Origin of the sequence: Exobacillus caeni (assembly GCF_005747095.1) — a bacterium.
In the GTDB taxonomy this organism is placed as follows: Bacteria; Bacillota; Bacilli; order Bacillales; family Guptibacillaceae; genus Exobacillus; species Exobacillus caeni.
Genome location: NZ_SWLG01000013.1, coordinates 1 through 20,629, shown reverse-complemented (window position 1 = coordinate 20,629; position 20,629 = coordinate 1). Strand labels below are relative to the sequence as shown.

Below are 20,629 nucleotides of genomic sequence, written 5' to 3'. Positions count from 1 at the left end.
AATTGCTGTACATCTTCACACAGCTAATTTTAGGCTACCCAGGTGCAAAAAATCCTCCCGGAATGATTTGGGAGGACTTTCTTACAGCGATCTGGCTGAGGACCTTATTTATTGTTTTCAACATGCAACTGCTTACTAAAGAAACTTCTTAATAGATATTATTGCACCGATATGTAATCCTTCATGAAATACCGTCCTAACGAGGACTTGAGCGATCGTATGCATTTCACACTCTGTTTCTGGAAATTGTTCTTCTAAGCGATGGCCGTATTGATCACGGATGCAGGCGATCTGATTGCCGAGAAGCTCTTTTAACGTTTCCAATGTTGGCGGCGGCTCCTTCCAATCGGCTGGGCTTGTTCCAAATCCAAACCATTCCCTGAAGCCTTCGGGAATATTGATTTTCTCTTTGGTTAGGTGCTGGATCCAATCGAACTGATCAAGATAAATATGCCCCAGGTTCCATCTAATATTATTATTGAAGCCATCGGGAACAGCATCTGCTTCTTCTTCAGTAACGGAATCGAGTAAATGCAACGTATATTCCCTATAGGATTCCAGCTGATTAAACAACACTTCATGTTTTTTTTCCAAGAATCTCTCTCCTTCATTTCCTTGACCTCTCAAAAAGTTTCTCTTTTAAAAGGGTAAAATCCTTTTTACATTTTATTTTTCTAAATTGAATGTATAAATGACACTAAATGTGATTATCCTTGTATTGCTACCATTTTCCCTTCAATCTTCATGGATGATGGTAATCCCCCTATAAGGCGGCCATCGGGTCGTCTTTTTGTTGTTCCTGTGAAAAGGCTGTAGCGATCCCTCATAAAATTATTCGAACAAGCAATTTCTTAACTCAATCGTTCTGCTATTCTTTTTGGCCTGTATAAAATAAGCAGGTTAAAAAATAATAAAGAAAAAGAAGGGGTGACGGAAATGCAAGAAAGTAAAACACCAATCGTTTTTTATATCATTGTAGCTATGCTCGCAAGCTTTTTTCAAACACTCTGGATAATCTCCACTATAAAGGATTCAAACGAATCAAAAGACCAGAAAAACAGTTGAAATCATACAGGGACCTGGGACTCTTTGTTGCTAACGTACTATCTTTATTTTTCCTCACGTGTTATGATGGCACAACGCCATCAGAAAGGTGAGGTTTTATTATGGGAAAATATTTGATCGACGACAAAAAAATGATGATTCATCGAACAGCGCATATCGAAGGCCAGTGTGGGTTAACTAACCTTTCATTACTTAAGCGTATTGAGATTAACGAAGACCGGGAAATCACAGCGTTGGTCTCTGAAGAAAAATATGCCAGATGCCCTTTCTGCTTTGAAAGGTTAAATTAATTTTGAAGTATGCCCCTTTTTCTTTTATTAACCACATCTCTTCTTTCTCTATATCACCCATATTACATCCAATAGCACTCCAACCAAAAAACTTCATCACAGTATTAAAGTCCCTATATTCCAAAAAAACACATCGAATGGTTTTCCGCTTTCCATAAAAAGGTATAGTCCCTCCAAACAGCTAAGGAGGTAATTATAATGGCAAATGAAAAAAACATTTCTGATGTAGATAAGAAGCTTAACAACATGAGTGAAGAAAAGAAAGATGAAATTTTACAAGGATTTGGAAATTTTAAAGATTATTTAAAGGGAAAAGTTGAATTCGGAGAAAAGCTCGGTATGAGCGAAGAAACACTTGCGAAAGGTGCGGAAAAAGTAGCGGATTATCTCGCAAACCATGAGGAACCTAAAAATCGCGAGGAAAAACTTTTACAGGAGCTATGGAAAGTTGGAAACGAGGAACAACGTCACAGCTTAGCCCATCTTCTTGTAAGGATGGTTGAAAAAGAATAGTAACTAATTGTTTCTGGAGTAACATCTCCCAATCGTTCAAATCCGTTCTCATTTTTTGAGAGCGGATTTTTCTTTTTAAAATTCCCGTGTCGTATCGAATAGATAAGGGAAATGTAGTAATATTACGAGAAATTTTCAAAGAAAGGCAGGGATCGTATGGAATCGAAACAAATGTTGCAAGCTGAACTAAAGGAAGTGGAAAAATGGGAAAGGGAACAGACGGATTCCTGGTTCTGGGAGCGGATTGGCAGAATCCCCTTTAAACTTCTTGATAAAGTTACACCCGATTTTATACATGAGAAAATCGGTGCATTATTAGATGAGCTAGGCAGTTTTGTTCAAACGGGCGGAAAATACTTAACCCAGAAAAGCCTGGTAACAAAAAAATTCGAAAACATCGTTACAGATCGGCCTATTTCTTCCATCGACGATATAAAAGCCTTAAGGATTTCAACAATGGACAAAGTGAGTGAAGAGTTAAAAGAAGGTCGAGGAAAGTTCGCCACTTTCCAGGGGGCAACAACAGGATTCGGTGGTGCCTTCACACTTGCTGCAGATGTCACCGTTCTTCTTGGACTTTCCTTAAAAACATTACAAGAGATCGCTATTTCATACGGATATGATCCCAATTCCCGCGAGGAGAGAATTTTTATCGTAAAGTGCCTTCAGTTCGCTTCTGCCGGATCGAGTGGTAAGAAAAGCGTTCTTAAAGAACTCTCAAGCTACTTTAACGAAAACGAAAAACCTCAGGAAGTCGTCTCTCAAATCCAGGGATGGCGTGAGGTCGTCTATACGTATCGTGATCAACTGGGCTGGAAAAAGCTCCTGCAAACCGTTCCAGTTGTCGGGATGGTGTTTGGTGCATGGACAAACCGTTCGATGATAAAAGACCTGGCTGAAACAGGCAGCATGCTTTATCGCAAAAGGAGAATAGTAGACAGGCTTAAGAGCATGGAAACAGAACCGGTTTCAACTGTATAAACAAGAAACGAGGCGTACCTTCTAAGGTGCGTCTTTTTCATAAAAAAAAGAGGTCTATTTACTGATGTCATAGTATAATTTAAGTTGTTTTTAATTTAATTGAGGTGATAACTATGTTCGATCAATCTGCCTATACCTGTAGAATCGAGTGGGGCCGGCGCGGAGCAAGAGAAGCATCCGAAAGAGGCGACATCACGATCATTGTTGATGTTTTAAGTTTTTCTTCCACCGTAACTACTGCTGTTGAAAAAGGGGCAATTATTTACCCCTATCCTCCATCGATCAATGAGGAGGAAAAAAGATTTGCTGAAGCTGTCGGTGCAGAATTGATTTTAGGGAGAGCCGAAGCTGCAAGGATCGGAAAACCGACTCTTTCCCCGGTTAGTTTCAATAAGACCCATGCTAACAAAAAGTATGTCCTTTGCTCGTTAAACGGAGCCTATTGCGCTTCGATCGCAGCAAGTGTCCCTGCTCTTTTGATCGGATGCCTCCTCAATGCCTCTTCTGTTGCAGCGGCAGCCAACCATTTGGGCCAAAAGATGAACAAAGCAATAACAGTCGTTCCTTGCGGGGAACAATGGAATGATATTCGAAAGGAAGAAGATCGCCTTCGGCCGGCTATTGAAGATTACCTTGGAGCTGGTGCTATTCTTTCCTTTCTCAACGGATCAAAATCTCCCGAAGCGGAAGTATGTGTTGGCGCTTTCAAGCAATCACAAAAAAGAATCACTGAGCTGCTCTGGGAGAGCGGCAGCAGCCGAGAGCTTCGCGAAAGAGGATTTGAAGAAGACGTGAAACATTGTATTCGTTTAAACGTTTGCCAGACAGTCCCCGTATTAGAATCGGATCATTTTGCTGCTCTTAGAATTAAAGAAAGCATGGATGCTAAGGATGCCTCCCACTTCATTTAATGGACTGGGAATCTTCCCTTACTTTTAATCATTTTAAAATATCGAAAGGAACATGAAAAACCTTCCACAAAAACAATATAAATATTCCCGAAAATATCCAGGCTAACAGGGGCCTGGTATGATGGATACGCAAGATGAGAAACATAACGATTGTAAAAAACAACGAGGAAGCAAAGTTCCATCCATTATGATAAGTCATTCCGTTTAGCTTTAAAGTCAGATACTCATTGATGACATAAATGGCAATCCAGGTCGCTATATGGATTATTTGCTTAAACCTTCCCTCTGGAAATCGCCCAAGAAAAATCAATATCGTTGCTGGATATTTAATAAAAATAACTGACAGCACGATCGTTGTGTGATTGATTGGAAGTTCTTTGTCTACACCTACCGGCTCGAATTTCCACATCGAATGGTCATGAAGCAGGAACTGGTAAAGGAGATCCCCTAAAATAAAAAACAAAATTGTCGGGTAATATTTTCGCCAGTGTTTCCAGTCTCCCCATTTCCATGCTGCAAAAATATAAGTTGCTCCATAAAGTATATTCAGGCTCAAAGCTAACACTCATTTCAATGTATCGTTTTCTTATTGGCATTATAGACCACCGCAAACCTCTATATACATTTTTTACCATTAATAGGTAAGATGTCCCAATGCCTTCATCATAAGCTGCAGCAAGTATGATCAAGAAACAAAGAAACATAACGGACCAATTCGTTTTCTCCTCGTACTCCTTACTCCCTGGAACTGGATAGTTGTTTCCTTTTATTTCATGGGTGAAATTCTTTCGGTTAAGTACATTCTAAGTAAGGAACAGTTCTTTTTGCTGTTCAAAAATGCCCCGAGAGGTGATTCGACATGGCAAGAAACAAATTGTTAGTGCCCGGTGCATCAAGAGCGATGGACAACATGAAAGAAGAAATCGCAAATGAATTTGGCGTACAGTTAGGCGCAGACACTACTGCTCGTGCGAATGGATCTGTAGGTGGCGAAATGGTCAAAAGAATGATTAAAATGGCCGAACAAGACATGCAAACAAAACAACAATAGCTGTCTTGGGGGATTCTCTAATTGAGGATCCCTGCAAAGAAACTCCCGACCGGATAGGTCAGGAGTTTCTTCTTATCAAACTGCTTCAACTGGCTCTTTTAAAAATTCTTCAGGGTTCAATTGTTTTAAGCTATCAATGACAAACTTCCCGTTCTTCTGTACGAGCTGATCGTCGAAATAAAGCTCCCCACCGCCATATTCTTCTCTCAGAATCAGGACCATATCCCAGTGGACCATCGAGCGGTTTCCATTGTCTGCATTCTCATAAGCCTGGCCTGGGGTAAAATGGATACTCCCGTTGATCTTTTCATCAAATAAGATCTCGCCCATCGGCTTATTGATCAGCGGATTCAAACCAATCGCAAATTCGCCGATATAACGCGCTCCTTCATCAAGATCAAAAATCTCGTTGATTTTTTCTGTTTCGTCAGCAACCGCATCAACGATTTTTCCATCTTTAAAGGTGAGGGATACATTGTTAAACGTAACACCGCGGTACGGACATGGCGTATTAAATGAAATCGTTCCGTTCACGCTTTCTTTTACAGGCGATGTAAAGATTTCACCATCCGGCACATTTCTCTTTCCATGGCTAGCAACCTTCGGGATATCCTTGATAGAAAAGCTTAAATCTGTATCTGGAGCAACAATGCGCACTTTATCCGTGTTTTCCATCAATTCCTGCAACGCTTTTTGCGCTTCAGCAAGCTTCTTATAATCCAGGCTGCAAACTTCGAGCAAATAGTCTTCAAACTTCTCACTGCTCATCCTTGCTTTTTGGGCTGCTGCAGGAGTAGGGTAGTTAATTAAAACCCATTTTCTCTGGTTGATCATAACCTGGTCGACTTCTTGCATCACTTCCCCTGCCATCTGCAGAACTTCAGAAGGAATGTCGGACATTTCCGCGTCATTTTCCTCTGCTCTTATATGTATGAATGCATCTACGTCTTCCACTTTCTTGGCATACCAGCCTTTCTCCACTTCCAGCTGATCTCTAGTAGCCTTTTTCGCTATTTCAACCATCATATCCTCTTCCCTTAGATCAAGGAAAGGAACACCTCCAACTCGGTAAACTTCCCTGATCACTTCTTTAATGAGCGGCTTTGCGATATTGCTCCCGCTAATCATTACTTTTTCAGTTTCCTGAAGTTCAATCGAATGGTTCACCAGGGTCTTTGCCAATTGCACAAGTCTTACATCTTTCATAACACAAAACGCCTCCTTTAAAATACAACTCCAAAAAATGCCATAATACTATTTCCACATTCTCCAGTTGACTTCCTATGCAAGCTACTTATATTTTTCCAGATATTCTCTTCTTTCTGCACCATCTTCAGTATGAAAGGTTCTCCGTCTTGAGGCGGATTTAGAAAAAAAAAGAGCAAAAAGAACCGCAGGAAGTTCTTTCTTGCTCAAAACTCTTAGTAAAGTTTTTCCTTTAGAGGCCAAATAGCTATGCTAAAAATAAATTTTTTTCAAAAAAATAAAAGAAACCCCTATGCGGGAGTTTCCTTGCTAAAAAAAGTCGCTTCGTTAGGATGTTTTGATTATTTTGTCGAAGAAATAAAATCAACCAGTTCTGAAATCAAGCTCACGTTATCGGTTAGCAAGAAAACAGGAAGAAAAAGCAAACAAGCTATAATTGCAACATTTGAGACCAACACATACTTAAAGATCTTCGTTACAACTTTCACTTAAACCACTTCCTCTCTTTCTTCCTATTATCTCACTTTTAATGAAAAAGTTCAATAAGTTGTCAGAATTAACAGTTTATATAAGTGGGGATATGCTGCTGCCAAAAGCTTTCCCTTCTTCAGTTTTCTTCTAAAGCGATGTAGGTGTCACTCTGCGCTTCATTCATAAACAGGCCCGGATCACCGATAGATAAAATAGCAAGCTCATGCATCGCACGCGTGCAAGCAGTATAAAAAAGCTTCCGTTCCGACTCGCGGCTATATTGGCTAGCATCATAAAGGACCACCGCGTCAAATTCGATTCCTTTGGCAAGATAAGCTGGAATGACGGTAACGCCTTTTTCAAATGTATATGTCTCTTCCGTGATCATTTTAATCGGAATCTCATTGTGAAGATCCTGGAATGCAGCTTTTGTTTCTTTCATCGTTTTGCAAATTACAGCGACACTTTCATATCCCTTTGACTGAAAGTCTTTTATCCGGGAAACGATAGCAGTGTTCAGGGAAGCACGATCATTTGTTTCTATCAATACCGGCTTCGTTCCTTCGCGGTTAAAAGCTTCTATTTCCTCTCCATTCTCGATCAGGCCTTTTGTAAATTCAACAATTTCCCTCGTCGAACGATAACTGCGCTTCAGGCTGATCTTTTCAACGGATTCTTCTTCTGAAGACTCTTTAGCTAACAGCGTTTTCGTGCCGAATGTATGGGCATAGATCGCCTGGTTAAAATCTCCGAGGAGCGTCACTCCGCTGTAAGGAAATAAATTCTTTAAATACTCAAACTGAAAAGGAGAATAGTCCTGTGCCTCATCGATAAGCACATGTCGAATATTAAGGTTTGGCGTCCTGCCGCTCAACTGGTCCTTCAAGTACAGGTATGGTATCGCATCCTCCCAGTAAAGAATATTTTGATCCAGAGCTTTCAGCGACTGATCACAGATACTTCCCCAATCCTCAGGGAAAAGTTTATTCGCTTCCTCTGCAACATGCCGATTTTTAAATAGATTCGCATATGTTTCCTTAACATCTAAAAATCTCAATGTTTTCACAAACCTTCGCAGTGGCTTAAAATGCCGATTTACGATGAGCCTGGCCAAAAACTTTTCTTCACGTTCAAAGTCGTCGAACGTATCTTCATTGAAAGATTGCTTCTCTTGCAGTTTTTTATATGCGTTTAAATAATCTTCTTTATCTAGAAGTTCGCTCTCCATCGCGACCCAATCTTTTTTTCGTTCCTGTTTCGCTGCTTTATTCAACATTTCCAACAGCCAATCCTTTAACTGATCGATCCGGTTTGAGATCGGATAGGAATCATCCAGGGAATAAAAATAGTCCTCCATTTCTTCTGTAGAAATGAGTGTTTCGCCTCTAAAGGTAAGCTCGTTAAAAACGATTCCGCTGTTTGAAAGAGAGTCAAAATAATGGTCCAGGAGTGCTTTATATTCAAGCCCGGCCTTAAATTTAATCCCACTCCTCCTCGCTTCGTATCCCTGTTGGCCCCTCTCTGTAAGAATGTATTCCATCTGTTCTGCCGGTCCTTCAAGCTCCATTCTTTGTTCAAGCTGGCTTTCAATGTATTGCTGAAGGGTTGTTTGCATCATATTTTCCTCGCCGAGCTGTGGAAGAACAGTCGCTACATAGCTGTTAAACAACGGGTTCGGGGAAAAAAGCAAGATATTGTCCGCACTCATGATCTGGCGGTAACGGTAAAGAAGATAGGCCACACGCTGCAGTGCCGCAGACGTTTTACCGCTTCCGGCAACTCCCTGGACAATCAACGTTTTACTCTTTTCATGCCTGATAATTTGGTTTTGCTCTTTTTGAATCGTAGCGACGATGCTGTTCATCTTTGTGCTAGCGGCATTGCTGAGCACTTCTTGAAGCAACTCGTCGCCGATCGTGATCCCGGTGTCAAACATCCCTTTGATCGTCCCGTTTCGTATGATGAACTGCCGCTTCACTTCCATCTCTCCACTGATCGTTCCGTCCATCACTTCATATTGGGCAGGACCGGGCGAATAATCGTAATACATGCTTGAAATAGGCGCGCGCCAGTCATATACGAGGAAATCTTCCTCATTTTCATCCATCAATGAAGCGATTCCGATATAGATCTTCTCGGCTTCCTTTTCTCCCTCTTCTTGAAAATCAAAACGCCCAAAGTAAGGGGAATCTTTCATCCTGGTAAGCTTTTTCAATTGTTCATCCAGCTGGCCGTGGCTTCGTTCTCTTTCCGAGAGAAGTTCTGATTGCTGCCTTAGTGCAGCTTCTGTTTCTACCCTTTCTTTTGCGTTATCCACGTTTACGGTAACGTCATCCCAGAAGTTTTTACGAAGTTCAACAATATCTCCTTTGATCCCGCCAGCCTGCTTCTCGTACTTCTTGATTTTATTTTTTATAATACGAAGCACTTCTTCTACACGATTCTGCTCATTTTGCCACTCTAAAGGATTTTCAGCCATCAAAACACTCCCTAAAGAAATTGGATTAAAAATTTGACAAACTAAATCTCAGGTAGTATAATATAAATTGGATAGTTATAATTAAATAAATCGTTAAATTAACGCAGGCTTTGTAATCATACCATGATACTTTTTACATAGCAAGCGCTTTTTTTATGTTTGTTTTTGAAAAAAATACTGATTTCTAATTTAAAAATATGGCGTGCAAACTGATACCAGTTTTGGCCCGCCTGTTTTTATTTTATACGGGAAATCGCAAATACAAATCTAACAGCATGAGCAGGCAGTTCAAATTCTTCCACCCTGCAACTCCAATACCGCTTTCTGAAGTTCCAATAATTTCCGCTGAAGGTCTAATATTCCTCTGACAAACTCTTATACCCCAGCTTGAAACTCCTATAAAGGATTACAACCACTCTATTATAATATTCCTGTCATCTTAAGATCTATCCACGATTAGCAATTCCTTCCTTTGTAATTATCACAATAATCTAGTACAATTGGAAACTGTGTGCAATTGACTGGAAGTTAGATTGATCGCTTTTCTTAACGGAAAAGATTCTTTCGCATATGAAATAAGTATAGAAGATGAAAAAAGGGGGGAGGAATACACATGTTGCTGCTGCAAAACCCTGACCAACAAGAAAAAACGATCGATGGGGAAGAACTGCAATTTCAAATTTTTCGCATGCAAGAAAACATGAAGCAAATCGCGAAAAAGTGGGAAGTGATCGGGATTGACCAGACGAAGGATGATAGTCTTGTAATCGTATATGCCTTTGATGATGGCAAGCAATGCAAGATTATGCTTAACGAATGCGACAGTGCATTTCAGGGAAACTGGGACTTTTCGATCCAGGCAACTTATAAAAAGGACAACAGGATTCACATCGGAGACATCAAAGGGCCTTCCAATAGAGGATACGGATCAATCTGTATGAACTATTTAAAAGAAAGAGCGAAGGATAATAACATTCCGACGATCACAGGAGACATCGCTGAAAGGGATTGGGGCCATGTCGACCGGCTCATTCACTTTTATGAAAAGCACAATTTTGATGTAATGCTTGATAAAGAAGATAAATCCGGAGAAATCGTCTGGAGCAACCATTTTTAAAGCCCGCGGCAAGAGTTATGCCAGAGGCTTTTTCTTTTTATAGTTTTTTATAGGAAACCATTGCACGATTTTCGCTATCCTGTTTGACCTGTTCTGTTACGGAATCGACAAACTTTTCTTCCTTAAACTGGAGGATACGTTGCCCATAAAAAGAATATGGTGGAGAAGATGTATAAAGGTGGGATTATAACATGATCAGTGCCGATAAAAGAACCGTGGCAGAACGCTGGTTTTCTGAGTATTTTACCAGAGGGAACCTTGATGTTGTTGATGAGTTAACAACAGAGGACTTTGTTTATCATTCTCGAAAAGAGGACAATAACAGGGAAACGATGAAAGAATTCATGGGATGGTTTAAGAAGGTATTCAGCGATGATGAATGGAAACTGGATGATTTGATCGAGCAAGGAAACAAGCTTGTTGTCAGATATACCGGCTGGATGACATATCGCGGCGGCTGGTTCAACATCCCGGCTGAAGAGCAACGTGTGAAGGAAACGGGAATTATGATCTTTGCATTTGAAAACGGAAAAGTGAAGGAAATGTGGTGCGAGAACAGCGATGCTGCAATTCTATACGAGCTAGGAGCATTGCCTAAAAACACCCATAAAACGTTTTAACTTTGGAGGAATGGTATGAATAAAACGATTTACGTTGATTGGGGAGGGCATAACATTAAGCTGACATGGCTTCCTTCCTTTTTCATAACTGACAGCCAAAAGGTGACCAGCGTGCATGGTTACTGTTTTCACGAGGGGAAAATCCTCCTGTCTTATATAAAAGATAGAGGTTATAACTTTCCGGGCGGACATGTTGAAAAAGGTGAAACACCAGAACAGGCGTTTATCCGGGAAGCACTTGAAGAAGGATATGTGACCGGGGAAATCTGCTACCTCGGAGCGATCGAAGTAAGCCATGAGGAAAACCCTCATTTTGATCCTGATGGTAAATACCCGGTGATCGGCTATCAGGCCTTTTATCGAATGGATGTTACTGAGTGCAGGCCTTTTCTTCGAGAATATGAAGCTTCCACAAGAATCTGGGTTGAACCTAAAGAGATCCCTTATGTGATGGATGATCATGAGTTAGCCCTATCCGTACTGAAGGAAGCTTTAAAGAAAACGGATCCTTTAAAATCCGCAACTGTGGCAAAAAAGTCCTTCTAAAAAACAAAAAAAGGAGTCTCTACTCCTCTCCATCAAACTTATAAACAGATAAATGCAGATAAAAGGCAAGGGTAATTCCAATTAAAAAGACGATTGTTCCTGTCTCTGATCCGGCAGACAATAACTGGATATAATCCATACGGCCACCTCCTATTTCCATTTTACTCCTCTGCCGGTCTTCAGGGCAACCTTTTTGTCACAAAATATTCATATTGTTCTGTTTTTATTGTCTCTGGAAAACAAAGAGACCAGGATTATGAGAATGAGATTGATGAAAGTAAACGGTTTTAGGCTCCCAGAATATAGAGGCATCAGTAGCAAGTTACAACTTAATAATGCCTGCGAGTCCGGGTTGGGGAATTATAGGTCATGGAATCCTTTATTTGTGAAAAAACTCTACTTTTAGAAAAAATGAGGTCATCTGTTCCGCTATTTGCTCAAAATCAGATGAAAACTGGTGTTTTATCGGTAAATAACGGCACCAATGACCTATAATTTTTGAATAATGACCGTTTGTCACAAATAACGGATCTGGTGACCTCAAATAATGATGGTACCGAGGAGGCTAACCCCTCTTTTGCAAAAAGGAAGACAACCTGGATCGAAAGTTAACTACTTCCTCCAGAAGCAGCAACCGGGTTTACGAAAAAAGCCTATTAAAACAAGAGAATAAGAATTCCTGCTGCCAACAACAAAAGCACTGCAGCCATCGCAATTTTTTTCTGGGTGTTATTGAGTCGGTGGAAAAGTTTTGCGAACATTTTCTCACTTCCTTCGCAAATAACATTCTTTACTTGTTATACGAATTCAGCGGATTAAAGTTTCAGGTTATTATTCCTCTTCGATTTTATAGGTTAAGATTAGATGCACGTACTTTGATTCTTTGTTTAAATCCTCGGCACCAAGCTTTGACTGGTAGTCGAATGAATCTGTGTCCGTTTTATTGTTGCCCCTGTCTTTTATAGCCTCTACCATAAGTCCAAGGGAATCCATCCATTCTTTTCCGGTCAGATTTGAAAAGTGGATCGCCATATCTACTTGCTCCTTGTACCTGTCTTCTTTATTGTCAAGTTCATTAAAGAGCTTTTTCAAGCCCGGTTCTACAATCTTCAAAATCTCTGCTTGTACGTCATCCGAATGCTCGTTCAACAAACTTTTATCGAGCTCAAAGGTTTTTATACCGGGAACAGCTTTATAAAACTTCTCGATCAGGTTACCCTGCTGCCGTGTTTCAACAAGTTCAAGAAAACCTGCTTCCTCCAATTTTTTTACATGGTAATATAAGCGCGAAGGCTTCTCATCCATCGCTTCCGCAAGATCGTTGACCGTTACAGGTTTATTTTTTGCCAGTTCAAAAATTTTGTTTCTTCTAGGATCCATCATAACTTTTGCCAGATCCATATCGGTTAATTTATTATAGTTCGACATCGCTGTCCCTCCACGTTATTTTGCTGCAGGAAGACCTGCTTTTTCCTCTGTTGCCTTGATAGGCTTCTTTTTGTTTTTGGGATCGATCGCATGTAGTTCTTTATATCCTTTGAGCAGCGGAAAGAACACAACTGCAATAATGAGCAAGAGACCCGAGAGTGCGGTTCCGTTCAACACTCCAATATATCCCGCGATCCAGCCTCCGGCAAGAATACCGATCAGCTGAAACGAATTTGCTGTTGCCCCCAGCAATGCCTGGCCTCTTCCTCTAAAGAAGGCTGGCGTTGCACCAAGGAACAAACTGCTCAGCGGAACGTTGATCAATGTGTTTAAAACACCGATCATCAGGCACCATAAATAGATCGGAGTAATCCCAAGAGCCGGCCTGATCATATCCAGCGGGATGACGATCACCATCCAGGCTCCAACTATGATCGTTCCCATCAGCATTACGGTACTTGGCCTTAGCAATTTTAAAAGGTACGGCCCGATAAAAAGAGCGCCAACGATCGCACCGACACCAACTGAAGCCTCTAACAAACCAAAGTGTGCGGGCGAAACCTTGAAAACATTTGTCAGAACAGCTACCAGGTTGGTGTTAAGCGCTCCTACTACAAGCGTGACTGGCATTAAGAGCAATAGGAGGAAACGAAGCGCCGGCATGCTGACGACCTGTTTTATTCCTGAACCGATAGAGGAAAAGTACCCCTCTCCCCCTGGTTGTTCATGTTTATGGATTGTTGCCGATAAGGTGATTTGCAATAGTAAGAAAGCAGATAACAGGAAAGTTGCTGCATCGATAAGAAAAATTGCTGTGTAGTTATTCATTAAAAGGAGCAGCCCGCCGATCGATGGGCCGATAATATCCATCGCCGCCTTTGTTCCCTGGGAAAGCGAAATCGCTTGCTGGATATTTTTTTCACCGACAAGATCCGGGATAGAAGCCGAGCGGGCTGGATTAAAGACCGCCGTTCCCAGTCCCTGAAAGACGATTAAGGTGATAAGAGCAGGAACAGAATCATGGAAGAAAATCATAAGAAGAACGATTGTCATCCGGTAAAAATCAGAACCGACCATCAGCCATTTCCGTGAATATTTATCTGCAAGGGGACCAAAGAAAATGCCGAAGACAGCTGTTGGAAGAAGTTGCGCAAAGATGACGAGGCCGATTTCAAGCGGATCCTTTGAAAGCATGGCTACTAAATAGATAATGGCAAGGCGTGTGACTCCATCTCCTAACTGTGATATAATCTGCGCACTCCAAAACCGAAAATAATTCCTGTTTTTCAACAACCCCAACATCCGAATTCCCCTCTCGAAAATTTTTTATCGTTAAAAATAATTTTAACGGTTAAAATCATTTTAAATGAGAAGGATAAAATTGTAAAATGATTTTTTGTGAAAATTGAAAACTTTCCGAGCGTATTGCCTTGTATATAATAACAGATGATTCGGACGATATTTCCTTTTTTAAGTACAACGGAAAAAAGCATCCGCTTTTATTGACAGCGAATGCTCATTTCCTAAATCTACGTTATTTTACTGAAGGCCCTGTTTTACCCATGTTGCTACTTGAACAGTGCGTTTTGCTTGATATTCAACTGCTCCTTTAACGTCTTCCTTCATGTTGCCGTCCTGGTCTACCGATACACTTGTTCCGTATGGGTTACCGCCTGCAGCAAAGACTGACTGGTCTGTATAGCCAGGTGACGCTACGATCGCTCCCCAGTGATGCATGGTCGTATAGAGGTTCAGCAACGTTGCTTCCTGTCCTCCGTGAGGATTTTGAGCGGAAGTCATCGCACTAACCACTTTGTTTGCAAGTTTTCCATTGAACCAGAGACCGCCTGTAGAATCAAGGAATGATTTTGCTTGAGAAGGAACGTTACCAAAGCGTGTCGGTACGCTGAAAATATAAGCGTCCGCCCACTCAAGGTCATCCAGTGTTACTTCAGGTACGTCTTTAGTTTCCTCCAGATGTTTTTTCCATGCTGGATTTGATTCGACCGCAGATTGTGGTGCTGTTTCAGGCATTTTCACTAGCTTTACTTCTGCGCCAGCCTGTTTTGCTGCTTCTTCAGCCCACTGAGCAAGCTGATAGTTCGTACCTGTTGAACTATAATAGATCACTGCTAAATTTACATTTGCCATTTGAACATCGCTCCTTTTTATTTATCATAAAAATCCTGTTTATAAATGAACTAGTGGCATTTTAATCTACCTGCCGAATTTACCCATCCGATAGTCATCATAGGCCTGGCGAATTTCTTCATCTGAATTCATCACAAATGGCCCTCTCGCAACAACCGGTTCACCTATAGGTTCACCTGCATAAAGGAGAAAACGAAGCTTCTCATCTGCCCTGACTGCCACTTCACTTTCAGCCTTTTCTTCTCCAGGACCGAGCCATAACACCTGGTTCCTTTCCCCGGGTGTTTCAGACTTTCCAAAATACCCTTTCCCTTCAAGGACATAAATAAAACCGTTGAAGCTGCCAGGCAAATCCTGTGTGACTGATGCATCCTTTTCAAGCTCGACGTCTACCATCGTAATCGGCACATTATTATCTGTCTGTGCTTTTACACCTGCAGAAGAACCAGAGAATACCGTTATACGGGCACCTTCTTCATTGCGTTCAGGCATATCTTCTTTACGAAGGTCCTGGTAACGCGGCTCTGTCATTTTTTTAGAAGAAGGAAGGTTAATCCACAATTGCAGTGTGTGGACGGTTTCACCTGCAGGCTCTTCAGCATGAATGATGCCGCTGCCTGCTGTCATCCATTGCACATCCCCTGGAGATAGGACTCCATGGCCGCCATGGTTATCCTTATGTTCCAGTTTTTCCTCAAGTACATAGGTTACTGTCTCCATGCCACGATGAGGGTGAAAATCAAACGTCCCGCGTCCGAACCAGTCTTCGGCCATCAGCAAAAACGGATCGAATTCCTCCCACCGGCCAGGTTCAAGAATTAAACCGGCTTTATGTGTTGAACTGTTGCGCTGGTGGTTCACCGTCCAGACTTTCGCTATCTCTCTCTGAACTCTAGAACTGCTATTCATTAGAAACCTCCTTTCTTTTAAAGAAGCCATCATATCACTTTCTTTTTTTACCCTTTTATCACAGAAAGAATACGTCAAATCCCAACCTTACTGGTATGATTTTCCCCCGCCATAATGTTATTATGAAAGATGTAGATTAAATTAGGAAGTACGCACTTTAAAGTGCCAGGGTATCAAAAAGGATACTTATGGGAGGTAAGTGGGATGGAGAAGAAAGAGCCCCAGTTATGTAAAGTGGAGGATACCTTAAACATTCTTACAGGAAAATGGAAGCCAATTATTCTGTTTCATCTGCTTGTAAATGGAACCCAGCGTTTCAGCGAACTTAAACGGGCAATTCCAGGTGTCACACGAAAAATGCTTACTACTCATCTGCGTGAACTGGAGGAACAGGATATTGTTTTGCGGGAAGTATACCCTCAGGTCCCTCCAAAAGTAGAATACTCCATAACAGAATACGGACGGACGATCGAACCTATCTTGGATGCCATGCATGAATGGGGAGCAAAGCACCTTGAACATATGAATAGTACAGAACATCAGGAAAGAGTGAAAGAAAAACAATCTTAATGGAGCAACATTTTTAAAAAGAGGATCCTTCGATCTTCTTTTTTTATTGTCCAAAAAAACTGGAAAGGACTGGATATCCTGCTCCAGCCCTTCCCTACATTCACTTCGTTTTTTTGTTAATCGCTTATAATGTTGATCAAGTCATGGTCTTCACTCTGTACCCCTTCATCAAAGCACATCCTGGTTTTAAAACGGTAGTTAATCCTATTGCAGGAAGCTGGAAGGTCTTCGGCCAGCTGGAATTGAAAAACTAACTCCATCGTTCCTTCAGACTGAATCTTCTTGGAAGTCAATACCATCGTTGAATCAATCACATGCTCCTTCTGGTCTTCCTTATCAAACTTCACGAGATCACATTCGATCCTGCAGATCTTCTGTTCAATCGTTCCACCTTTGATAAGAAAAATTCCTTTTACGCTTTCTCCCGGTTTATAGCTATCCTTTTCCAGGAGAAGATCAATTTTTGCAGCTCCTATGCCAAGCAATGACATATATTTTCTTAAAAGCAAGCCGAATCCCTCCTCTTCACTTGTTGGTAACCGTTAACCCCTTCCAGCAAACTTCTCTTCCTTTCCGCTCGATCTTCTCCATTTCAGAACGATCCTTCAGAATTTTTTCTTTATTCTTTTTGATCAAATCTTGAATGGATAGGTTTATCCTTTTGATTTGTTTTTTTCCAGTCATGTTAATGCCCTCTTTCCGTTCCATTTTTTTATAACGAAGTCTTCATAAACTTTATTGCTATTTGCGCAGGGAATGTTGATTTACACGCCAGGTTGCTCGCTTTCCATGGGTGGGCGGTGAGCCACCTCATCGCAAAGCACCTGAGAACTGATTAACGTGCCAGCTTCTTCCTACCATTTTTTGAGGACACCAGATCCCTTATTTGTGACAAAGGAGGTATTTTTTATAAATTTTAGGACATCTGTGCCGTTATTTACGGTTAAAACGTCTTTTTTGGTCCGATTTTGAGCAAATAGCGGAACAGATGTCCTCATTTATTCGAAAAGTGGTGTTTTTTCACAAATAGAGGATTCAATGACCTATAAATCTAAATTCCGGATTTCCAGGCATGCATCGTCTGAGTTTCCTCGTTTTGCTACTGATGCGTTCGATATTTGAGGGGCATCCCATCTTCCCGCTCCTTCGGTTTGAACCTTGAGTAAGATCAGATATTCCTTACCTCCCTTACTGAATAAAAAAATGGCCTTCACCAACTGGTGAAGGCCATAAATAAAGACCTTCACCGAACGGTAAAGGTCTTGCTAACAACTTTAAGTTGCCAACAAAGCCGAGAGTGAAAACTCTGTAATGACGACCTTGCTGTAAAAGCTACTCCCCTTTAGGAGAACAATGTTAAGTTTTATAGTTTAATAATATTAAATTGTAGACTCGCTGTCAATATATCGTTACCACCGATCAGGCTCTGTATCCGAGTTATCCACAATTCGTGCGTGGGTCAGACCCCCGAGATTCTGTTGATAACTTCTTCACAGAGTTCATGGGTTTTTAGTGCGTCTTGCTTGCTTATCATCGGTGTGGTGTTGGTTTCGGCTGCCTGGATAAAGTCAGCGATCATTTGCTCGAACCCTCTTTTATGGAGGGTAGGTTCCCAGTCACTCGACCCTGCTTTTGAGACGTCGCGATCCTGCTGTATGTATAAGTCTGCAACATTCTCGACCGTCCTTTTTTCGGTCGAACTCATCACTTCAACTTTTTCCCCGGTATGTCCGCTATCTCTATTCATGATTCCGATCGCTGTGTTACCGCCAGAGATCAACTGTACAACGACATGGTAAAGAGTATTATCCTCCACCTTCGCACGTACCACAATGTCTTCAACCGGATACGGGAACAAGTACCTCAACGTGTCCAGCACGTGGATAAAATCGTCAAAAACAAATGTTCTGGCATCTGCCGGCTGGTCTTTCCGATTTTTTTGCATGAGGATCATATTCGGTTCTTCGATTTCTTTTAACTTTTGATAGACTGGAGCATATCGCCTGTTGAATCCTGTCATCAAGATTAGATTATTGGTTTCAGCAAGATCCGTAAGCTCCTTCGCCTGTTCCGCTTCATATGCAATCGGCTTATCCACGAATACATGGATGCCGCGGTTCAAAAGCTTTTTCACAATCTCAAAATGTGACTCGGTGGCTGAATGGATGAACGCACCTTTTATTCCACTATCCATAAGGGCTTCCAGGCTATCATGCAATTTTTCAAAGCGATATTTCTTCCCAATTTCTTTAAGCTTTTCTTGATTTCTTGTAAACAAATGAAACTCCACATTCTTGATACCGCTGAATACAGGAAGGTAAGCTTTCTGCGCAATATCTCCCAAACCTACAACTCCCAGTTTTATCATATCATTCACCTCTTCTAATCGTCCTTTTTCCTCTGCTTTATAACTAAGATCCGTCCTATTAAATCGATTCCGCTTGAGCTACTATTCCTGTGATTAGCTCGTCTACCGATTGATTTTTACTTAAGCGCGGGCTTTGACCCGACCAGAGGGACATATATGCTGGTTTCCCCTGTGTGGCTGCTGCTTTTCTAATTCCTTTTGTAAGCGTGTTTTGTACCGGATAAGCGGGAAGCGAATCCTCATACGCCTTCATTGTTTCTATAAAATCGTTTTGAATCCCTCTTGCGGCTTTTCCAGAGAATGCTTTCGTTATCACCGTTTGGTCTTCTGTTGCTTTCAAAATCTCCTTCTTATGCAGTTCGTTCGCTCCACTTTCCTCACAGGTTAAAAACGCAGTCCCCATCTGGACTCCCTGTGCGCCAAGGCAAAAAGAAGCTTTGATCCCCCTTCCATCCATAATACCTCCTGCAGCGATCACCGGGATGTTCACCTGGTCGACCACTTGCGGGACCAGCGACATCAAGCCGATCATACTTCCTTCTGAGCTCTCCTCAAACGTACCTCGGTGCCCTCCAGCTTCACTTCCCTGTACCACTACTACATTCATGCCCGCTTTTTCATTTAAAATCGCTTCTTTTACAGTGGTTGCTGTACCTACTACGGTAACGTTAGCTTGCTTAAGCTGGCCTATCACCTCTTCTGAAGGAATTCCAAACGTGAACGAACATACCGGAACCCCTTCATCAAGTATCACTTTTAACTGGTTAGCAAAATTATCATAATCTTTTTCTGCAGTCGGTAGATTCGTAGTTTTTTCATGAACAGACAATTCCTTCTTAAGCGGATCAAGCAACCTGTTGGAAAGTGCTACTTTTTCGTCAGTCGTCATGTATCGCCCCGGAATAAATAGGTTTACGCCAAATGGGTTTTCAGTTAAAGCCTTTACCTCTCTAATTTGTTCCTGAAGCTGTTCAGCAGACATATAGCCTGCCCCGATCATACCGAGACATCCTGCGTTAGAAACAGCCGATACCAGACTGGTAGATGTCACCCCGCCTGCCATCGGTGCCTGTATAATCGGGTAACGGACCTGCAAACGTTTTGCCGTCTCATTCTTCCACACGCTCTTCACCTCACAGTTTTTTCTAAGTTAAGCTTTTCAGAAAATGGGTTGGAATGCAATTATAATGCGCGTCTTCCGATAAATAACAACCAGAAAACTATTCATATAAAAACAGCTTCCAACTTACATGAAAGCTGTTTTTACATATTTTAGTCAAGCATTCCCCTTACGCCTCATCCTGTTAAAATAAAAGAACACCGGCAAAGGAATAATGATAAATCCCAAACTTTTAATCAACTGGTTCTTAGCCTGCTTTTCCATTCGCTCATTATCGTCCTTTACAATATAGTCATATTCTTTTTGCAGCAGGTCTTCCGATATATCCTTTACCTCCCCTTTCTGATCATACCGGCGCATCTCTTTGTATTCCTGAAAACTCTGGTAATACCCCTGAGGGCTGACCATGTCAGCTACCGCCATGAAAACGGAAATCCCTCCGCCGATCACCATCATCAATGTTGCAAACAACACCAGGTACACATATACGCTTTTAAACACATCCTCATCTCCCTTCTCCCTGCTTTTAGAAAAGAACACGACCATAAATATGACCGTCACGATAAGCAGAACCGGAATTCCGAATATGAAAATAGCCATGGCAGCCCACCGCCTTATCTGTTTCTATCAGTTTATGATTCTTGCAGGGAGTAATGGCTCATACTTTAAAATTTTCTTTACGGTGAAAAAATTGGCTTGGTTTTTTATCAACTTTCGTTCTAAAAAAACGAAGTACAAACAATAAAGTAGGGAAACCTCTTTCAAGGCTTCCCCCTTATCAAACCGTACGTGCCCTATTAAGGCATACGGCTTACCCATATGTTACAATGTCA

General features: G+C 41.4%; 24 protein-coding genes. 10 read left to right on the top strand and 14 right to left on the bottom strand.

Annotation, left to right across the window (positions count from 1 at the left end; genetic code table 11):
- Nucleotides 1–135 precede the first annotated feature (135 nt).
- Entirely contained in the window at nt 136–594 is a 459-nt protein-coding gene (locus FCL54_RS16875; RefSeq protein ID WP_138127924.1) for a DinB family protein, read from the bottom strand.
- A 342-nt stretch (nt 595–936) separates the two neighbouring features.
- On the opposite strand from FCL54_RS16875, the gene FCL54_RS24650 reads away from it, so the two are divergent.
- The 5 genes from FCL54_RS24650 (at nt 937) to FCL54_RS16855 (ending at nt 3,760) form a co-directional block, all read left to right on the top strand.
- On the top strand, nt 937–1,065 hold the full coding sequence (locus tag FCL54_RS24650) for a hypothetical protein (RefSeq protein WP_281281385.1): 129 nt from the start codon (nt 937–939) through the stop codon (nt 1,063–1,065).
- A 101-nt stretch (nt 1,066–1,166) separates the two neighbouring features.
- On the top strand, nt 1,167–1,355 hold the full coding sequence (locus FCL54_RS16870) for a hypothetical protein (protein WP_138127922.1): 189 nt from the start codon (nt 1,167–1,169) through the stop codon (nt 1,353–1,355).
- A gap of 198 nt (nt 1,356–1,553) precedes the next feature.
- Nucleotides 1,554–1,868: a DUF3243 domain-containing protein gene (locus tag FCL54_RS16865; RefSeq protein ID WP_138127920.1), complete on the top strand. Its 315-nt coding sequence runs from the start codon at nt 1,554–1,556 to the stop codon at nt 1,866–1,868.
- A 156-nt stretch (nt 1,869–2,024) separates the two neighbouring features.
- Nucleotides 2,025–2,849 (top strand): EcsC family protein, encoded by an 825-nt coding sequence (locus FCL54_RS16860; RefSeq protein ID WP_138127918.1) that lies wholly within the window; start codon nt 2,025–2,027, stop codon nt 2,847–2,849.
- 113 nt (nt 2,850–2,962) lie between these two features.
- The gene (locus FCL54_RS16855; RefSeq protein ID WP_138127916.1) at nt 2,963–3,760 is read left to right on the top strand and encodes a 2-phosphosulfolactate phosphatase; all 798 of its coding nucleotides are present in this window, start codon (nt 2,963–2,965) and stop codon (nt 3,758–3,760) included.
- A 28-nt stretch (nt 3,761–3,788) separates the two neighbouring features.
- Here FCL54_RS16855 and FCL54_RS16850 read toward each other — a convergent pair whose 3' ends face one another.
- Nucleotides 3,789–4,316 carry a CBO0543 family protein gene (locus FCL54_RS16850; RefSeq protein ID WP_425467140.1) on the bottom strand — a complete coding sequence of 176 codons (528 nt, stop codon included), beginning with the start codon at nt 4,314–4,316 and terminating at the stop codon, nt 3,789–3,791.
- Between the two features lie 303 nt (nt 4,317–4,619).
- Between FCL54_RS16850 and FCL54_RS16845 the strand changes: the two genes are divergently transcribed.
- Entirely contained in the window at nt 4,620–4,811 is a 192-nt protein-coding gene (locus FCL54_RS16845) for an alpha/beta-type small acid-soluble spore protein (protein ID WP_138127912.1), read from the top strand.
- Between the two features lie 75 nt (nt 4,812–4,886).
- On the opposite strand, the gene FCL54_RS16840 is transcribed toward FCL54_RS16845, so the two are convergent.
- The 3 genes from FCL54_RS16840 to helD form a co-directional block, all read right to left on the bottom strand.
- Nucleotides 4,887–6,017, bottom strand: coding sequence for an aminopeptidase (locus FCL54_RS16840; protein ID WP_138127910.1), 1,131 nt, complete (start codon nt 6,015–6,017; stop codon nt 4,887–4,889).
- 341 nt (nt 6,018–6,358) lie between these two features.
- Complete coding sequence (locus FCL54_RS24090; protein WP_171016892.1) at nt 6,359–6,505, bottom strand: hypothetical protein; 147 nt, start codon at nt 6,503–6,505, stop codon at nt 6,359–6,361.
- Nucleotides 6,506–6,624: 119 nt separating this feature from the next.
- Entirely contained in the window at nt 6,625–8,967 is a 2,343-nt protein-coding gene (helD, locus tag FCL54_RS16835; RefSeq protein WP_138127908.1) for an RNA polymerase recycling motor HelD, read from the bottom strand.
- A 613-nt stretch (nt 8,968–9,580) separates the two neighbouring features.
- On the opposite strand from helD, the gene FCL54_RS16830 reads away from it, so the two are divergent.
- The 3 genes from FCL54_RS16830 (at nt 9,581) to FCL54_RS16820 (ending at nt 11,250) form a co-directional block, all read left to right on the top strand.
- Nucleotides 9,581–10,084 (top strand): GNAT family protein, encoded by a 504-nt coding sequence (locus FCL54_RS16830; RefSeq protein ID WP_138127907.1) that lies wholly within the window; start codon nt 9,581–9,583, stop codon nt 10,082–10,084.
- A 191-nt stretch (nt 10,085–10,275) separates the two neighbouring features.
- Nucleotides 10,276–10,704: an ester cyclase gene (locus FCL54_RS16825; protein ID WP_138127906.1), complete on the top strand. Its 429-nt coding sequence runs from the start codon at nt 10,276–10,278 to the stop codon at nt 10,702–10,704.
- Between the two features lie 15 nt (nt 10,705–10,719).
- Nucleotides 10,720–11,250, top strand: coding sequence for an NUDIX hydrolase (locus FCL54_RS16820; protein WP_138127905.1), 531 nt, complete (start codon nt 10,720–10,722; stop codon nt 11,248–11,250).
- Nucleotides 11,251–12,081: 831 nt separating this feature from the next.
- On the opposite strand, the gene FCL54_RS16815 is transcribed toward FCL54_RS16820, so the two are convergent.
- From FCL54_RS16815 to FCL54_RS16800, 4 genes are all read right to left on the bottom strand, one after another.
- Nucleotides 12,082–12,678, bottom strand: a complete 597-nt coding sequence (locus tag FCL54_RS16815) for a helix-turn-helix domain-containing protein (RefSeq protein WP_138127904.1) — start codon at nt 12,676–12,678, stop codon at nt 12,082–12,084.
- A gap of 15 nt (nt 12,679–12,693) precedes the next feature.
- Nucleotides 12,694–13,980, bottom strand: coding sequence for an MFS transporter (locus tag FCL54_RS16810; RefSeq protein ID WP_138127903.1), 1,287 nt, complete (start codon nt 13,978–13,980; stop codon nt 12,694–12,696).
- A 237-nt stretch (nt 13,981–14,217) separates the two neighbouring features.
- Nucleotides 14,218–14,829 carry an NAD(P)H:quinone oxidoreductase gene (gene wrbA, locus FCL54_RS16805; RefSeq protein ID WP_138127902.1) on the bottom strand — a complete coding sequence of 204 codons (612 nt, stop codon included), beginning with the start codon at nt 14,827–14,829 and terminating at the stop codon, nt 14,218–14,220.
- 66 nt (nt 14,830–14,895) lie between these two features.
- Complete coding sequence (locus FCL54_RS16800) at nt 14,896–15,738, bottom strand: pirin family protein (RefSeq protein WP_138127901.1); 843 nt, start codon at nt 15,736–15,738, stop codon at nt 14,896–14,898.
- A gap of 204 nt (nt 15,739–15,942) precedes the next feature.
- On the opposite strand from FCL54_RS16800, the gene FCL54_RS16795 reads away from it, so the two are divergent.
- Complete coding sequence (locus tag FCL54_RS16795) at nt 15,943–16,308, top strand: winged helix-turn-helix transcriptional regulator (protein ID WP_138127900.1); 366 nt, start codon at nt 15,943–15,945, stop codon at nt 16,306–16,308.
- 116 nt (nt 16,309–16,424) lie between these two features.
- On the opposite strand, the gene FCL54_RS16790 is transcribed toward FCL54_RS16795, so the two are convergent.
- From FCL54_RS16790 to FCL54_RS16770, 5 genes are all read right to left on the bottom strand, one after another.
- Nucleotides 16,425–16,817 carry a sporulation protein gene (locus FCL54_RS16790; RefSeq protein ID WP_138127899.1) on the bottom strand — a complete coding sequence of 131 codons (393 nt, stop codon included), beginning with the start codon at nt 16,815–16,817 and terminating at the stop codon, nt 16,425–16,427.
- Between the two features lie 16 nt (nt 16,818–16,833).
- The gene (locus FCL54_RS16785) at nt 16,834–16,992 is read right to left on the bottom strand and encodes an FbpB family small basic protein (protein WP_138127898.1); all 159 of its coding nucleotides are present in this window, start codon (nt 16,990–16,992) and stop codon (nt 16,834–16,836) included.
- Between the two features lie 775 nt (nt 16,993–17,767).
- The gene (locus FCL54_RS16780; RefSeq protein ID WP_171016891.1) at nt 17,768–18,676 is read right to left on the bottom strand and encodes a Gfo/Idh/MocA family protein; all 909 of its coding nucleotides are present in this window, start codon (nt 18,674–18,676) and stop codon (nt 17,768–17,770) included.
- A 58-nt stretch (nt 18,677–18,734) separates the two neighbouring features.
- Nucleotides 18,735–19,799, bottom strand: a complete 1,065-nt coding sequence (locus tag FCL54_RS16775) for an NAD(P)H-dependent flavin oxidoreductase (RefSeq protein WP_138127897.1) — start codon at nt 19,797–19,799, stop codon at nt 18,735–18,737.
- 153 nt (nt 19,800–19,952) lie between these two features.
- A complete protein-coding gene (locus tag FCL54_RS16770; protein ID WP_138127896.1) occupies nt 19,953–20,396 on the bottom strand; it encodes a hypothetical protein in 444 nt (147 codons plus the stop codon).
- Nucleotides 20,397–20,629 lie beyond the last annotated feature (233 nt).

Coding starts and splice junctions, on each gene's coding strand:
- FCL54_RS24650 (WP_281281385.1), top strand. CDS start 937: ATGCAAGAAAGTAAAACACCAATCGTTTTTTATATCATTGTAGCTATG.
- FCL54_RS16810 (WP_138127903.1), bottom strand. CDS start 13,980: ATGTTGGGGTTGTTGAAAAACAGGAATTATTTTCGGTTTTGGAGTGCG.
- FCL54_RS16800 (WP_138127901.1), bottom strand. CDS start 15,738: ATGAATAGCAGTTCTAGAGTTCAGAGAGAGATAGCGAAAGTCTGGACG.
- FCL54_RS16840 (WP_138127910.1), bottom strand. CDS start 6,017: ATGAAAGATGTAAGACTTGTGCAATTGGCAAAGACCCTGGTGAACCAT.
- FCL54_RS16780 (WP_171016891.1), bottom strand. CDS start 18,676: ATGATAAAACTGGGAGTTGTAGGTTTGGGAGATATTGCGCAGAAAGCT.
- FCL54_RS16865 (WP_138127920.1), top strand. CDS start 1,554: ATGGCAAATGAAAAAAACATTTCTGATGTAGATAAGAAGCTTAACAAC.
- FCL54_RS16820 (WP_138127905.1), top strand. CDS start 10,720: ATGAATAAAACGATTTACGTTGATTGGGGAGGGCATAACATTAAGCTG.
- FCL54_RS16795 (WP_138127900.1), top strand. CDS start 15,943: ATGGAGAAGAAAGAGCCCCAGTTATGTAAAGTGGAGGATACCTTAAAC.
- FCL54_RS16870 (WP_138127922.1), top strand. CDS start 1,167: ATGGGAAAATATTTGATCGACGACAAAAAAATGATGATTCATCGAACA.
- FCL54_RS16830 (WP_138127907.1), top strand. CDS start 9,581: ATGTTGCTGCTGCAAAACCCTGACCAACAAGAAAAAACGATCGATGGG.
- FCL54_RS16855 (WP_138127916.1), top strand. CDS start 2,963: ATGTTCGATCAATCTGCCTATACCTGTAGAATCGAGTGGGGCCGGCGC.
- FCL54_RS16785 (WP_138127898.1), bottom strand. CDS start 16,992: ATGACTGGAAAAAAACAAATCAAAAGGATAAACCTATCCATTCAAGAT.
- FCL54_RS16860 (WP_138127918.1), top strand. CDS start 2,025: ATGGAATCGAAACAAATGTTGCAAGCTGAACTAAAGGAAGTGGAAAAA.
- wrbA (WP_138127902.1), bottom strand. CDS start 14,829: ATGGCAAATGTAAATTTAGCAGTGATCTATTATAGTTCAACAGGTACG.
- FCL54_RS16845 (WP_138127912.1), top strand. CDS start 4,620: ATGGCAAGAAACAAATTGTTAGTGCCCGGTGCATCAAGAGCGATGGAC.
- FCL54_RS16825 (WP_138127906.1), top strand. CDS start 10,276: ATGATCAGTGCCGATAAAAGAACCGTGGCAGAACGCTGGTTTTCTGAG.
- FCL54_RS16770 (WP_138127896.1), bottom strand. CDS start 20,396: ATGGCTATTTTCATATTCGGAATTCCGGTTCTGCTTATCGTGACGGTC.
- helD (WP_138127908.1), bottom strand. CDS start 8,967: ATGGCTGAAAATCCTTTAGAGTGGCAAAATGAGCAGAATCGTGTAGAA.
- FCL54_RS16815 (WP_138127904.1), bottom strand. CDS start 12,678: ATGTCGAACTATAATAAATTAACCGATATGGATCTGGCAAAAGTTATG.